Source organism: Lentzea chajnantorensis (assembly GCF_054300775.1).
The window spans coordinates 5,195,671-5,208,952 of the sequence record NZ_JBSDZT010000002.1 but is presented as its reverse complement, the minus strand read 5'-3'; the positions used below and the strand labels follow the sequence as shown (position 1 = coordinate 5,208,952).

Annotated in this window: 13 protein-coding genes and 1 pseudogene; 9 read left to right on the top strand and 5 right to left on the bottom strand. The window is 70.8% G+C overall.

Features of this window, described 5'->3' with window-relative positions:
• Positions 1 to 75 precede the first annotated feature (75 nt).
• On the top strand, positions 76 to 1,002 hold the full coding sequence (locus ACVDFE_RS25745; protein WP_458432185.1) for an NADP-dependent oxidoreductase: 927 nt from the start codon (positions 76 to 78) through the stop codon (positions 1,000 to 1,002).
• A gap of 6 nt (positions 1,003 to 1,008) precedes the next feature.
• Here the strand turns inward: ACVDFE_RS25745 and ACVDFE_RS25740 are convergent, their stop codons facing one another.
• Positions 1,009 to 1,377: a MerR family transcriptional regulator gene (locus ACVDFE_RS25740; RefSeq protein ID WP_360396568.1), complete on the bottom strand. Its 369-nt coding sequence runs from the start codon at positions 1,375 to 1,377 to the stop codon at positions 1,009 to 1,011.
• A 189-nt stretch (positions 1,378 to 1,566) separates the two neighbouring features.
• Between ACVDFE_RS25740 and ACVDFE_RS25735 the strand changes: the two genes are divergently transcribed.
• Positions 1,567 to 1,860, top strand: coding sequence for a putative quinol monooxygenase (locus ACVDFE_RS25735; RefSeq protein WP_458432184.1), 294 nt, complete (start codon positions 1,567 to 1,569; stop codon positions 1,858 to 1,860).
• A gap of 12 nt (positions 1,861 to 1,872) precedes the next feature.
• The gene (locus ACVDFE_RS25730; RefSeq protein ID WP_458432183.1) at positions 1,873 to 2,775 is read left to right on the top strand and encodes an AraC family transcriptional regulator; all 903 of its coding nucleotides are present in this window, start codon (positions 1,873 to 1,875) and stop codon (positions 2,773 to 2,775) included.
• Here ACVDFE_RS25730 and ACVDFE_RS25725 read toward each other — a convergent pair.
• Positions 2,723 to 3,469, bottom strand: coding sequence for a nitroreductase (locus tag ACVDFE_RS25725; protein WP_458432182.1), 747 nt, complete (start codon positions 3,467 to 3,469; stop codon positions 2,723 to 2,725). The two genes, ACVDFE_RS25730 and ACVDFE_RS25725, sit on opposite strands and share 53 nt — an antisense overlap.
• A gap of 91 nt (positions 3,470 to 3,560) precedes the next feature.
• Here ACVDFE_RS25725 and ACVDFE_RS25720 point away from each other — a divergent pair, with 91 nt between their 5' ends.
• A complete protein-coding gene (locus ACVDFE_RS25720) occupies positions 3,561 to 5,186 on the top strand; it encodes a hypothetical protein (protein WP_458432181.1) in 1,626 nt (541 codons plus the stop codon).
• Positions 5,187 to 5,196: 10 nt separating this feature from the next.
• On the opposite strand, the gene ACVDFE_RS25715 is transcribed toward ACVDFE_RS25720, so the two are convergent.
• Positions 5,197 to 6,063, bottom strand: a complete 867-nt coding sequence (locus ACVDFE_RS25715) for a helix-turn-helix domain-containing protein (RefSeq protein WP_458432180.1) — start codon at positions 6,061 to 6,063, stop codon at positions 5,197 to 5,199.
• A 105-nt stretch (positions 6,064 to 6,168) separates the two neighbouring features.
• Between ACVDFE_RS25715 and ACVDFE_RS25710 the strand changes: the two genes are divergently transcribed.
• The gene (locus ACVDFE_RS25710) at positions 6,169 to 6,861 is read left to right on the top strand and encodes an SDR family NAD(P)-dependent oxidoreductase (RefSeq protein ID WP_458432179.1); all 693 of its coding nucleotides are present in this window, start codon (positions 6,169 to 6,171) and stop codon (positions 6,859 to 6,861) included.
• Here ACVDFE_RS25710 and ACVDFE_RS25705 read toward each other — a convergent pair whose 3' ends face one another.
• Together ACVDFE_RS25705 and ACVDFE_RS25700 are read right to left on the bottom strand one after the other, a co-directional pair.
• Entirely contained in the window at positions 6,862 to 7,272 is a 411-nt protein-coding gene (locus tag ACVDFE_RS25705; protein ID WP_458432178.1) for a PPOX class F420-dependent oxidoreductase, read from the bottom strand. It abuts the gene before it with no gap.
• Positions 7,269 to 7,898: a TetR/AcrR family transcriptional regulator gene (locus ACVDFE_RS25700; protein ID WP_360396551.1), complete on the bottom strand. Its 630-nt coding sequence runs from the start codon at positions 7,896 to 7,898 to the stop codon at positions 7,269 to 7,271. Before ACVDFE_RS25700 ends, ACVDFE_RS25705 begins: the two co-directional genes overlap by 4 nt.
• Positions 7,899 to 7,972: 74 nt before the next feature.
• Between ACVDFE_RS25700 and ACVDFE_RS25695 the strand changes: the two genes are divergently transcribed.
• The 4 genes and pseudogenes from ACVDFE_RS25695 to ACVDFE_RS25680 all read left to right on the top strand — a co-directional run bounded on the left by ACVDFE_RS25695 (position 7,973) and on the right by ACVDFE_RS25680 (position 13,257).
• Positions 7,973 to 9,106 (top strand): epoxide hydrolase family protein, encoded by a 1,134-nt coding sequence (locus tag ACVDFE_RS25695; RefSeq protein WP_360396549.1) that lies wholly within the window; start codon positions 7,973 to 7,975, stop codon positions 9,104 to 9,106.
• A 241-nt stretch (positions 9,107 to 9,347) separates the two neighbouring features.
• The gene (locus ACVDFE_RS25690; RefSeq protein ID WP_360396883.1) at positions 9,348 to 9,926 is read left to right on the top strand and encodes a TetR/AcrR family transcriptional regulator; all 579 of its coding nucleotides are present in this window, start codon (positions 9,348 to 9,350) and stop codon (positions 9,924 to 9,926) included.
• A pseudogene (locus ACVDFE_RS25685) lies at positions 9,926 to 11,897 on the top strand (ABC transporter ATP-binding protein). The gene ACVDFE_RS25690 and the pseudogene ACVDFE_RS25685 overlap by 1 nt, the downstream one beginning before the upstream one ends.
• Positions 11,898 to 12,150: 253 nt before the next feature.
• A complete protein-coding gene (locus tag ACVDFE_RS25680) occupies positions 12,151 to 13,257 on the top strand; it encodes a pectate lyase family protein (RefSeq protein WP_360396547.1) in 1,107 nt (368 codons plus the stop codon).
• The last annotated feature ends 25 nt before the right edge of the window (positions 13,258 to 13,282 follow it).

Here is a 13,282-nt window from a genome sequence, read left to right as displayed (position 1 = left end):
GACACCGGTGTCAGCACCTAACGTCGGGGCAGCGCGTTCCGAAGGCCGGAACGCCACCGGTGGAGGAGATCCGCGATGGGCACTGCGTTGGGCTACAAGGCTTTCGGCGGACCGGAGGTCCAGGAGTTCTTCGAGCGGCCCGATCCGGTGCCCGGTCCGGCGGAGGTCCTCGTCCGCGTCGAGGCCGCCGGGGTCAACCCCCTCGACCACCTGCTGCGCTCCGGGCACGTGACCGCGATGAACGGCGACGTGCCCTTTCCGCAGGTGCTCGGCATGGAGGCAGCGGGAACGATCCTCGCCGTCGGCGCCGACGTGACCGGGCTGGCCGTCGGTGACCGGGTCACCGGGTTCGCGCTCACGTTCGCGGGCACCTATGCCGAGACGACGCTGTTGCTCGCCGAGTCCACCGCCCGCATCCCCGACGCGCTGCCGGCGACGTGGGCGGCGACCATTCCCGTCGCGGGCACCACGGCGCTGGACGTGGTCGACCAGCTCGACCTGCCCGCCGGTTCCTCGCTGCTGGTGAACGGGATCGGCGGCGGTGTCGGCATCGCGCTGGCGCAGGTCGCGCGTGACCGCGGCCTGGTCGTGACGGGCACGGCGAGCTCGGCCAAGCGGGAGCTCGTCGCGAAGACCGGTGCGACCTTCGTCGACTACACCGGGGGCGATGTCGTGCAGCGGTTGCGCGAGTTGGCGCCCGACGGGTTCGACGCGGTGGTCGACACCGTCGGCGGCGAGTCGTTGCGCGCGGTGGCCGCACTCGCGGTGAAGCCGGAGGCGCTCGTCTCCGTCGGTGACCCGTCGGTGGCCGACCTGGGTGGCGCGGCGGTCCGGCGGCGGCTGGACCGGGCGGGGCTCGAACGCGTGGCGGAGCTGATGGTCGCCGGGCGGCTCGACCCGCACATCACCGGCACCTACCCGCTCGCGCGGGCGCAGGAGGCGCTGGCGCTCGTCGAGTCGCGGCACGCCACGGGCAAGCTCGTCGTCGACCTGAGCCGCTGACGGCGCTCAGCCGGTGGCCGTCCCCTGCCGGTAGCTGGTGTTGATCTCGATCAGCTCGTCGAGGACGGCCCTGGCCTCGACGAGCCTGGCGATGTCGGCGGTCAGCCGGTCCCGTTCGCCGGTCATCGTGGTGAAGGCGTCCTCGGCGACGGCCCTGCTGTCGCTGTCCACGCAGGGCAGCAGCCGCGCGATCACCTTGCTGCTCAGGCCCGCGTCGAACAGCCGCCGGATGATCTCGACGCGCACGGCCGTCGTCGGCGGGTAGTGCCGCTGCCCGCCGACGGACCGCGTGCTGTGCATCAGGCCCTGCTGCTCGTAGTAGCGCAGCGAGCGGGCGCTGACCCCGGTCAGCCGGGCCAGTTCTCCGATCCGCATGCCACCAGCCTAGGCGGGTGGCATGCGGATCTCGTAGCCGCGTCATTCGACTGCCCAACCCGTACGCATTGACAACAACGGCGGTCAGAATGACGACTGCGGTCCGCATCGGAGCCTGTAGCTTGGCTGAGCGACCTGCGACAGGTAGTTCCAGGCCGAACCGGCCACTCCCCCAGAAGAAGGCTCCTCATGGCACACACCGCTCTGCTGAAAGTCACGGCCAAGCCCGGCCGCGCGTCAGACGTCATCGATTTTTACCGGGTCACGCTGGCTGCCACGCGCTCCCGTCCGGGACTCATCGGGCTTCGCGTGGTGCGCGAGGCGAAAAACCCCGACAACTTCATGCTGATCGAGCAGTGGGATTCCAAGGAGGACCAGGCCGCTTACGCCGCCTGGCGCGCCACCACACCGGAAGTCAGCGAGGCTTTCGGTGAGATGATCGACTCGTTCTCGCTGGAGTGGTGGGATGAGATCAACGCCTGACACCGGAGAGTCATGACCGGCGAAGACATTTTTTCCGACGTGATGAGCACATTGCGTCTCAGTTGCGTCCTTGCCGGTCATCGGTCCGGTTCGGGCGATTGGTTGATCCAATCGCCACCGCCCGGCAGGGTCAAGGTCCTGGCGGTGACGCGAGGGCAGATCAAGTTCCGCCTCGGCAAGGAGCCGGAGTGGCTCGAAGTAGCAGCCGGTGAAGCGCTTGTCCTGGATGGCCGGTCTCCGTTCGTGTTCGGCACGAAGCTCGACATGGCACCCACGCAGGCCGTCCTCGGCGAGCGGGACATCTCGCCCTCGCCTGACGATGAGACCGTGTGCGTCACCGCGCACGTCGACCTGAGAGGCGGGGCTGATCTGTTCCTGCAACAAGCCGTGCCGGCCGTCACCCACGTTTCCGCTGATTCGAACGCCGGCCCGGCCATGGGATGGCTGCTGCGGCAGCTGGACGTTGAGATGAAGCACCGGCTGCCCGCATCTCACCGCGCCTCCGAACACGTTTTGGAGATCCTCTTCATACACGTCATGCGCGAGTGGCTGTCGGCCGGCTTGGCACTCCCCGCCGGCTGGATCCACCTCTTTGCAGACCCGGTGCTCAGCCCTGCCGTGAGACTGATCCACCACGAGCGCAAGTTCGCCCTGTCGGTCGGCGAGTTGGCGCGCGCCTGCGGGCTTTCGCGGACGGTCTTCATCGAAAAGTTCCGCGAAAGTGCCGGGATTCCTCCCGCCTCGTACGTGTTGCAGTGGAAGATGCAGCTGGCACTCAGCCTCTTGGAAACCACGGAGATGTCGGTCGACCAGATTGCGCGACATCTTGAATATTCGTCATCCAGCGCGTTCAACGTCGCGTTCAAGCGCTCGACGGGGAGATCGCCCGGAAGTCTCCGGAAAGCAAGGCGTTGAAGCGCGCTACGAGGAGTGCCAGGTGACGGCGCTGCCGACGTCCGCGCGGGAGGTGCGGAAGCCGTTCACCGGGTGCGCGAGGTCGGGGTGGCCGAACGAGACGCCGGCCACCACCCGCCTGGTCGCGGGGGAGCTCGAAGTGGTCGCGCAGGAAGTCGCTGTACCCGGCGAGGGCGGCCTGGGGTGCGGCGCCCAGGCCGAGGCTCTGGGCGGCGAGCAGGAATGAACCGAGGTAGAGGCCGCAGTCGACGGCGCCGTAGACGCCCAGGTCCGCCTCGGTCGTGATGATCGCGACGTGCGGTGCGTCGAACAGCTCGAAGTTGCGCTGCAGCTGCCGCGCGGCGCCCTCGTGGTCACCGCGTTCGACGCCGACGCTGGTGTAGAGCTGCTTGCCGCACTCACGCCGGCGTTCCCGGTAGACGCCGGTGTACTGGACGGGGAACGGGAAGTCCGGCTGACCGGGGTGCTCCCGCAGGTGTCCGAGCAGCCGGGTGCGGAACCGCTCGGTGCCGGCGCCCTCGGTGACGACCACGTGCCACGGCTGGGTGTTGCACCACGACGGGGTGCGCTGCGCGAGCGCGAGCAGCTGCTCGATCGTGGACCTCGGGACCGGGTCGGGCAGGAACTGCCGGCAGGTCCACCTCTCGTCCAGCAGCCGCCGCAGCGCCTCGTGCAACCCGGTCGTCGTGCTCACTGCGACCTCCGCGGCGGTGTCGATCTCCCGGCGGAAGCTAGCACGGCACTGCTAGCCTCCACATCACCCCTCTGACCTGGCAGGACGGACCATGTTCGACGCTGCTGCGCTGCCCGCCTTCGCACCGCCGGACCTCGGCGGGCACGAGGACGGGGACGACGCGGAACGGCCGCCGTTGCGCGGCCGCACGACGCCTCCCCCCGGGTTGGCCGACGTGGACTGGACGGCCCTGGAGGACGCCTACGGCACGGCCGCCGACACGCCGTTGTTCATCGAGGCGATCACGAGCGACGACGACGGCGACCGGAACTTCGGCGTGTACGGCCTCTACTCGGCCACCACGCACCAGGGGTCGGTCTACACGGCGTCCGAGGCCGCGATCCCGTTCCTGGCCGAGCTGCTGCACCAGGACAACGAGCTGGCACCGCTGTTCCTGGCCAGGATCGCGGTCGGCGAGACGCACTTCGTGGCCCGGCCGGACGACGTCGCCAAGGCCACGAGCGAGTACGCGGGGCTGGTCGCGGAGTTCGCCGCCGACATCGAGGCGATGTGGACCCGCACCGGTGACGACGAGGCGCTGCGGCTGCTGGTGCTGCTGGGCCGGGAGCCGGAGAGGCTGCCCGCCCTGACACCCGACGCGTCCGCGGGACTCTGCCTGGCCCACGGTTTCCTGGCCGCGCGCGACAACGGCGTCACGCCCGGCTGCGCGCGACGCACCGACGCGAGGGTGGACCACGTTGCCGCGGCACGGGATCTGATGACGACCAGCCCGTCGTTGCACGTGCGCGGTGCCGCGGCCGCCTGCCTGGTCTACTCGGGTTTCGCCGACGACGGCACGCGGGCGTTGCTGCACCACCTCGCGCAGGGCGAGTACCCGGTGCACGACACGTGGACGGGTGACCTCGGTGAGCTGGCCGCGGCGGCGTGGACCTTCGGCACGGACGACGACGGGCTGCTGACCGCGCCCGAGGGCAGCCGTCCGACGTTGCACGCCCGGCTGCTCGAACGGATGGCGCGCCAGTTCCGCGGCAGCGGGGACGGCTACCGCGCGCTGGCGCCGGAGGAGCTGACCGCGGCCCAGCGCACGACCCTGGAGACCGCGCTCCGCTCCTCACCGCAGACGATCACCGGTGCCGACGTCGACTACCTGTGGGTCGACGTCCCGGGAACGGTCGCCGCGGCGCAGCGGCTGCTCGGCACCGCGACCGGCGAGCTGACCCGGCGCACCTCACTGGGCCCGCTGTGGTTCGTGCTGGAGGGCGCCCTGCTCGCCCGCGGCGACCGGGAGTCCGCCCTCACCGCCCTGGCCGAGGTCGACGCGTGGGCCGCGCTCGGCGAGGTGTTCGCCCAGCGCGGGCCGGACAGCACGAACGAGTCGATCAGCCTGACCGTGCGCCACTTCCGCGGCGACCGCCACGACTCCGCCGTCACGCTCGCGCTGTCCTCGGTCTTCGCCGACGCACTCGCCGGCCACCGCCCACGGATGGAGGCGTTCCTGGACGGGTGGCTGCCTCGGGTGTCCGAACTGGACGGTCACGACCTGGCGTTCCAGGTCCCCGGTGAACGCATCGGCACGGCACTGGCCGCGCTGGCCCGGTCGGGCGGGTTGCCGGAGCGCTTCCGCCCGATGGTCAAGCCGTACCACCGGTTCCCGGAGTACTCCACGGTGCCGTTGCCGTTGCTGGAGGAGCTCGGCTGGGCGGCTTCAGGCGACTGATGCACGCCCGTCAGACGGCGGTGGGTGCGCCGGTGACGGTGGCGAGCTGGAGCTTGGTCTCGTCCGCGCTGCCGGGCACCGCCGTCATGACGACGATCTTGAGCTCGGTGTCGCCGTCGCCCAGGACGTCGCAGTCGACCTCGACCGGGCCCACCGACGGGTGGTGGACCGTCTTGTGGTCCTCGCGGTGCGCGGCGACCGCCCCGGTGGCCCACAGCCGCGCGAACGTCTCGTTGCCCGCGGTCAGCTCCCGGACGAGCGCGGCCAGGCGGCGGTCCCGCGGGAACCGGCCGGTCGCGCGGCGCAGGTCGGAGACGACGGCGGCGTCGGTGGCGGCGCGGTCCGCCTCGGTCACCGGCCACCGCGCGAGGCGGGCGGGGCCGCCGTCGGCGGCGAACCGGTCGCGGGCGAAGTTGCGCGACCGGGGCGGGGAGAGGGCCGGGTCGCCCAGCAGCGCCGCCCACCCGCGGTTCCACCACACCAGCTGCCAGTCCGCCGCGAAGACGGCGGCGGCCACGTCGCCGAGGCGGGCCAGCACCCGCTGCATCCCCGGCGGGACGTGGTCGGAGATGGTCCCCTCGGCCGGCGGCACGAGCAGGGCCAGCCGGTACAGGTGGTCCCGCTCGGCGGTGGAGAGTTGCAGAGCACGCGCCAGCGATGCCACCACCGACGCGGAGGGGGCCGTGGCCCGCCCCTGTTCCAACCGCACGACGTAGTCGACCGAGACGCCAGCCAGGTCGGCCAGCTCCTCGCGCCGCAGCCCCGCCGCACGCCGCCCGCGCGCCGTGCCGATCCCGGCGGCCGCCGGGGACAGCCGGTCCCGCCAGGTCCGGATCATCGCACCGAGTCCGGTGCCGGAGGTCGTCACGACGTCCATCCTGCTGCCCGCGGCGTCCGTTGTCCGGGTGGGAGGGTGGTACTGCCGTTCCTACCGCCGGGCCGGTCCTGGTCCACGGCCGCGCCGGCGCTCACGATCGGTCTCATGACGATCACCTTCATCACCGGGGCCAACAAGGGTCTCGGCCGCGAGACCGCCCGCCGCCTCGCCGGGCTCGGCCACACCGTCCTGGTCGGTGCCCGCGACCGGGAGCGGGGCGAGGAGGCCGCCGCGGCGCTCGGCGCGCGGTTCGTCCCGATCGACGTGACCGACGACGCGTCAGTGGCCGCTGCGGCCGCCGACGTCTGCGACCACGAGGGCCGCATCGACGTCCTGATCAACAACGCCGGCGTGCACGGCCCCCTCGGAGGGGAGCTGGGCGACCTGACCGCCGCCGACGCCCTCGCCGTCTTCGAGGTCAACGTGCTCGGCGTCGTGCGCACGACGCACGCGTTCCTGCCGCTGCTGCGCCGCTCCGGCGACCCGGTCGTCGTCAACGTCAGTAGCGGCATGGGTTCCCTCGCCCTCACCCACGACCCCGGCCGCCCCGAGTCGGGCGTGGTCGCACCGTTCTACGCCGCCTCGAAGGCGGCGCTGACGATGTTGACCACGCAGTACGCCAAGGGCTTGCCGGGCATCCGCGTCAACGCGGCCGACCCCGGCTACACCGCGACGGACCTCAACGGGCACAGCGGTTTCCAGACCATCACCAAGGGCACGGACGCGCTCGCCACCGAGGGCCGCGGGGCGGGCACAGGCCGGTTCGTGTCCCGCGAGGGCGAGCTCGCCTGGTCCTGATCAGGGCGTGTGCATGCGGTCGACCTTCACCGTGAGGACGACGCGCTGCTGCTCGCCGCCACCGCCGAAGCCCGGGTAGGGCCGCCCGAGGTACTTCTGCGACAGCTCGTCGATGTGTTCGCGCGCACCGTCGGCGGTGATGTCCACGACGCTGCCGCGCAGCGCCCAGTACCGGGAGGGGTTGGCCGGATCGGCGATGCCGATCGCGATGCGCGGGTCGCGGCGGAGGTTGCGGGTCTTCTGGTGGGTGTCGACCGTGTTGATCAGCACGTGGTCGCCGTCGGTGCCCACCCAGGTCTGGGAGATCTGCGGTGAGCCGTCGGGCATGAGGGTGGTGACGAAGCAGAACGCCTTGGCGTCGAGCACGGCGATCAGGTCGGCGGGCAGTGCCGTCATGGTGAGGGCCTTCATCTCGTCTGGTCGTTGTAGAGGTGGCCGATGAGCGCCTCGTCGGGGGCGTCGCCGGAGAGGTCGGCGTGGCGCAGGCCGGCCAGGGCGATCCGCAGGGAACGGCGCCACAGGCCGGGTGCGCGGGTGCGGGTGGCGTCCATGACGCTGCCGACCATCACGTGCACCGCGGCGAAGTCGGCCGGCGTCGCACCGGCGGGGAGCTGACCCGCGCGGACGGCCCGGTCGACCAGGCCGGCCACCAGCGGGGTCATCCGGTCGTGCGCCCGCTGCACCAGCGCCGTGGCCTGGTCGCGGCCGCGCAGCAGCTCCCCCAGGCCGCGGCTCTGCGCCTCGACCTCCAGCTGCCGTTCGAGGAACCAGGCGAGCCCCGCCAGTGCGTCCTCGTGCTCGGCGGCCTCCTCCGCGAAGCCGACCACCGTGTCGACGTGGTCGCTGAAGAGGGCGTCCAGCAGGTCCTGGCGCTCGGGGAAGCGGCGGTACACCGTGCCCATCCCGGTGCCTGCGGCCCGCGCGATGTCCTCATAGGACACGTCAAGTCCTTGGGTGGCCATCAGCTCGTACGCCGTGCGCAGCAGCAGCTGACGGTTGCGCTCGGCATCGCGCCGCAAGGGAGGGGGTCCGGTCACGCACCGAACCCTAGACAAGCGGAAGAGAAATTCCAAGTTGAAGATTTCTTCCACTTCTGGGTTACGCTCGTGCCATGGAGCCGTTCCCGATCGCCGTCCCCGAAGCCGACCTGCTGGACCTGCGCGCCCGCCTGACCGCCACCCGGTGGCCCGACCGCGAGACCGTCACCGACGGCAGCCAGGGTCCGCAGCTCGACCGCATCCGCGCCCTGTGCGAGCACTGGGCCACCGGCTACGACTGGCGGCGGGCCGAGCAGGTCCTCAACGACCTCGGCTCGTCCCGCACCACCATCGACGGCGTCGACGTCCACTTCCTGCACGTCCGCTCGGCCGAGCCGGACGCGGTGCCGTTGCTGCTGTGCCACGGCTGGCCCGGTTCGGTCCTGGAGTTCCGGCACCTGGTCGGCCCGCTGACGGACCCGGTCGCCCACGGCGGCGACGCCCGCGACGCGTTCCACGTCGTGATCCCGTCGATGCCGGGCTTCGGGTTCTCCGGCAAACCGACCACGACCGGCTGGACCGCCGCCCGCGTCGCCGACGCGTGGACCACCCTCATGCTGCGGCTGGGTCACGACACCTGGTTCGCGCAGGGCGGCGACTGGGGCGCGGCCGTGGTCGAGCAGCTGACCCGCAGGGCACCCGAACGGTGCCGGGGCGTGCACTTCAACCTGCCGCTGGTGTTCCCCACCGCCGCCGAACTGGCCGAGGCGACCGAGGAGGAGCAGCGGATGGTGGCCCGCGCCCAGCGCTACCAGGACGAGCTCAGCGCGTACGCCCGCGAACAGGCCACCCGCCCGCAGACGATCGGCTACTCGCTCGCGGACTCACCGGCCGGCCTCGCGGCCTGGATCTACACGCTCTTCCAGGACGTCACCGACAGCGACGGCAACCCCGAGGACGTCATCGACCGCGACGAGATCCTCGACGACATCATGCTCTACTGGCTGCCCAACGCCGCCGCGTCGTCCGCGCGCCTCTACTGGGAGGAGGCCAGGACCGGCGGCGGCGCCCAGGAACCCAACCCCGTGCCCGCCGGGTTCAGCATCTTCCCCGGTGAGGCGGTGCAGGCGTCGCGGCGGTGGGTGGAGCGGCGGTACACGACGGTGCTGCACCACGCCCAGCTGGAGCGCGGCGGCCACTTCGCGGCCCTCGAACAGCCGCGCGTCCTCACCGAGGAGATCCGGACGACGTTCCGGTCGCTGCGCTGACCACGCAGCTCGGCTCGGCAGCTCACCGGGGTTCCCGGTCGTCCACGGAGACCGAGGAGCTCTCGATGGCGTTGCCCGCTCCCCCGCGCCACAGGTTGAACCCGGCTTCGACCGCGACCAGGTACCACTCGTGCGAGATCGGCCGGTCCGCTCCTGGCGAACCCGCTTGACGGAGTGAGCACTCACTCCGCATGCTGGGCGCATGACACCGACATCCGAGGCCCGGCGGCGAGCGCCGGGCATGAGCGCGGAGGACCGCCGCGCCATGATCGTGCACGCCGTGCTGCCGCTGCTGGTCGAGCACGGCACGAACGTCACGAGCAGCCAGATCGCCCGCGCCGCCGGCATCGGCGAGGGCACCGTCTTCCGCGCGTTCAAGGACAAGGACGAGCTGTTCGACGCCTGCACGGCCGAGGCGCTCAAGCCCGACCACGTGCTCGACGCCATCGCCGAGATCCCCCTCGACCAGCCGCTGGAGGACCGCCTCGTCGAGGCGGCAGAAGCGCTCGGCGCGCACCTCGAGCGGATGGGCGCGCTCATGGGGGCGCTGCGCGCGTCCGGCCGTCCCAAGCACCGCGACCACCGCCGCGGGGAGCACGGCGGCAGGAGCCGGCGGCACGAGTCGATGATCGCGATCCGGGAGGCCGTGGTCGAGCTGTTCGTGCCCGACACCGACCGGTTGCGCCTGCCACCCGACCAGCTCGCCGCCCTGTTCCTGACCCTGCTGTTCGGCGGCCGCAGGCTGGCCTCCGACGTCGACGCGCCCACCACGCGCCAGGTGGTCGACTTCTTCCTGCACGGCGCCGTGGAGGCCGCATGATGCCGGGCGGCTTGGAGTTCCTGATGGGCCGGCGTGGCCGCAGGCGCGCTCCCACGACCGTTCCGGACAGCGGGCTCACCGGACCGGTCGACATCCCCGAACCGACACCGGAGCCGCAACCGAAGGACCTGCGCTCCCGCCTCAGGCGGGTCAGGACGTCCGTGGCGGGCACCGTCCGCGGCCTGCCGAAGGTCGCGAAGCTGACGTGGCAGGCCAGCCCGGTCCTGACGGTCGTGCTGACGCTGATCACGCTGCTGTCCGGGCTGCTGCCGACCGCGACCGCCTACATCGCGAAGCTGCTGCTGGACTCCGTCGTCGCGGCGATCCAGCACACCGGCACCACCGGGGACATCGCGAAGGTCGCGGCACTCCAGTTCGGCGTGCTCGCCGCGACCGCGGTCAGCAGCGCGCTGACGTCGATCGCGCAGTCGCTGCTGCAGGAACGCATGACGCTGACCATCCGCCACCGGGTCATGACCCACGCCAGCGACCTGCACCTCGCCTACTTCGAGGGCTCCGCGTCGTACGACATGCTGCGCCAGGCCGCGCAGGAGGCGCCCACCCGGCCGTTGTCGATGATGAACTCCGCGCTGGGGCTGCTGCGGACGCTGATCACGTTCGGCAGCATGATCGCGTTGCTCGTCTCGATCAGCCCCCTGCTGGCGCTGGTCGCGCTGCTGGCGCCGATCCCGGCGTTCATCTCGCAGTCGAGGTACGGATCGCGCGCGTTCTGGCTGACCTTCATGATGTCGCCGATCAAGCGCCGGATGGACTACCTGTCCTCGCTGGTCACGACCGACACCTACGCCAAGGAGACGAAGCTGTTCGGGCTCGGCCCGTACTTCGTCGACCGGTTCCGCCGGCTCGGCACCGTCTCCTACGAGCGGCAGCGCAAGCTCACGGTCAACCGCAACGTCAGCTCGACGTCCTGGGGCCTGCTGAGCACCCTCGCGGGCTCGGCGATCACGCTGTACATCGCACTGGAAGCGGTCGGCGGCCGGCTCACCCTGGGCGACCTGGCGCTGTACACGGCCGCGGCGGCGTCGGTGCAGGCGTCGGTCTCGGGGCTGTTCACGGCGTTCTCGGGGATGTACGAGAACAACCTCTACCTCGACACGCTGTACCGGTTCCTCGACACCAAGCCGGAGATCACCGCCCCACCGGCACCGCGGCCGATGCCGTCCACCGTGGAGGGGCACATCGAGTTCGACTCGGTGACCTTCAGCTACCCCGGCGCGGGGGAACCCGCGCTCGACGACGTGAGCTTCGAGATCCGCCCCGGCGAGACGGTGGCGGTGGTGGGCCGCAACGGCGCGGGCAAGTCGACGTTGTTCAAGCTGCTGTGCCGCCTCTACGACCCGACCGGCGGCCGCATCCTGCTCGACGGCGTCGACATCCGCGAGTACGACCCGGTCGAGCTGCGCACCCGCGTCAGCGCGATGTTCCAGGACTACGTGACCTACCAGGGCACCGCCGCGGAGAACATCGGTCTCGGCGACCTCGCCCGGCTCGAAGACCGGCCCCACATCGAGAACTCGGCCCGCCGCGCCGGTGCCGACGAGCGCATCGAACGGCTGCCGCAGGGCTACGACAGCCCCCTCGGCCGCTGGTTCGACCAGGGCGTCAGCCTGTCCGGCGGCGAGTGGCAGAAGATCGCGCTGGCCAGGGCGTTCCAGCGGGAGGCACCGATCCTGGTGCTGGACGAGCCGACCTCCGCACTGGACGCGCAGGCCGAGCACGACCTGTTCGCCCGCCTGCGGGAAGCTCTCGCAAGGTCGCACGACCCTCTACATCTCGCACCGGTTCTCCACCGTGCGGCAGGCGGAGCGGATCCTGCTGCTGGAGCACGGGAAGGTCGCCGAGTACGGGACGCACGAGGAGCTGATGGCGGCCGGGGCCGGGTACGCCGAGCTGTTCACGTTGCAGGCCAAGGCGTACCTGGACGAGGTGCCGGGCGCACGCGTCGAATAGCGCGTCCTGTTCGATTCGAACAGGCGAAATCACGTCCTCCAGGCTGCGAAAAATCGAATCGTTCATATTCATGAATCATCCGGACGACCCGCACGACCAGGGCTTCGAGTTCATGACCGTGAATTTTATTGCTCAGCACGCGTTGTTGCGCAATACTCGACAAAAGCGCCGCCAGCTACGCTGACTCCCACCGCCATAGCGATCAGCGTCATTTCAATGAATTCGTCCGATCTTCGAAGACGCAGGAGGACAAATGAAACGACCAGTCGCACGGCGGATCTCCGCTGTCGTGGCCGCGGTGGCCGTCGCGACCTCGACCGGCGCGGTGCTGGTGACGTCACCGGCGTCGGCGGCCGCCGGCACCGCGACCGGCTACGCCTCCCAGAACGGCGGGACCACCGGCGGACAGGGCGGGGCGACGGTCCGGGCCACCACGGGAACCCAGATCCACCAGGCCCTGTGCGGCCGCGCGAGCAGCAGCACGCCGATCGTCATCGAGGTGTCGGGCACGATCAACCACGGCAACACCGCCAAGGTCTCCGGCAGCAGCTGCGAGACCGCCGCCGGCGTGATCGAGCTCAAGCGGATCAGCAACGTCACGATCATCGGCGTCGGCAGCGGAGCCGTCTTCGACCAGCTGGGCATCCACATCCGCGAGTCCCGCAACATCATCATCCGGAACGTGACGGTCAGGAACGTCAAGAAGTCGGGCTCCCCCACCTCGAACGGCGGCGACGCCATCGGGATGGAGAGCAACGTCCGCAACGTCTGGGTCGACCACGTCGACCTCCTGGCCTCGGGTGGCGAGTCGGAGGGCTACGACGGCCTGTTCGACATGAAGAACAACACCCAGTACGTGACCCTGTCCTACAGCACCCTGCGCAACTCCGGTCGCGGCGGCCTGGTCGGGTCCAGCGAGAGCGACCGCTCGAACGGGTTCATCACCTACCACCACAACCTGTACCAGAACATCGACTCCCGGGCGCCTTTGCTGCGCGGCGGCATCGCCCACATGTACAACAACCACTACGTGAGCTTGAACGAGTCCGGCATCAACTCCCGGGCCGGCGCCAAGGCCAAGGTGGACAACAACTACTTCAAGAACTCCCGCGACGTCCTCGGCACCTTCTACACCACGGAGGCCGGTTACTGGCAGGTCAGCGGCAACGTCTTCGACACCGTGACGTGGTCCGCCCCGAGCAGCGACCACAGGCCCGCCGGGCCCGACGTCAAGTCCACGACGACCGTCTCCGTGCCCTACGCCTTCACCCTCGACCAGGCCACCTGCGTTCCGGGTGTCGTGAGCCGCACGGCGGGCTCGGGAACGGGTCTGGCGGAGTCGAACGGCAGCTGCCAGTAGAACTCCGCACGGACTGAGCGAGATC

Coding starts and splice junctions, on each gene's coding strand:
- ACVDFE_RS25735 (WP_458432184.1), top strand. CDS start 1,567: ATGGCACACACCGCTCTGCTGAAAGTCACGGCCAAGCCCGGCCGCGCG.
- ACVDFE_RS25715 (WP_458432180.1), bottom strand. CDS start 6,063: ATGGACGTCGTGACGACCTCCGGCACCGGACTCGGTGCGATGATCCGG.
- ACVDFE_RS25730 (WP_458432183.1), top strand. CDS start 1,873: ATGACCGGCGAAGACATTTTTTCCGACGTGATGAGCACATTGCGTCTC.
- ACVDFE_RS25680 (WP_360396547.1), top strand. CDS start 12,151: ATGAAACGACCAGTCGCACGGCGGATCTCCGCTGTCGTGGCCGCGGTG.
- ACVDFE_RS25745 (WP_458432185.1), top strand. CDS start 76: ATGGGCACTGCGTTGGGCTACAAGGCTTTCGGCGGACCGGAGGTCCAG.
- ACVDFE_RS25720 (WP_458432181.1), top strand. CDS start 3,561: ATGTTCGACGCTGCTGCGCTGCCCGCCTTCGCACCGCCGGACCTCGGC.
- ACVDFE_RS25705 (WP_458432178.1), bottom strand. CDS start 7,272: ATGAAGGCCCTCACCATGACGGCACTGCCCGCCGACCTGATCGCCGTG.
- ACVDFE_RS25740 (WP_360396568.1), bottom strand. CDS start 1,377: ATGCGGATCGGAGAACTGGCCCGGCTGACCGGGGTCAGCGCCCGCTCG.
- ACVDFE_RS25690 (WP_360396883.1), top strand. CDS start 9,348: ATGAGCGCGGAGGACCGCCGCGCCATGATCGTGCACGCCGTGCTGCCG.
- ACVDFE_RS25710 (WP_458432179.1), top strand. CDS start 6,169: ATGACGATCACCTTCATCACCGGGGCCAACAAGGGTCTCGGCCGCGAG.
- ACVDFE_RS25695 (WP_360396549.1), top strand. CDS start 7,973: ATGGAGCCGTTCCCGATCGCCGTCCCCGAAGCCGACCTGCTGGACCTG.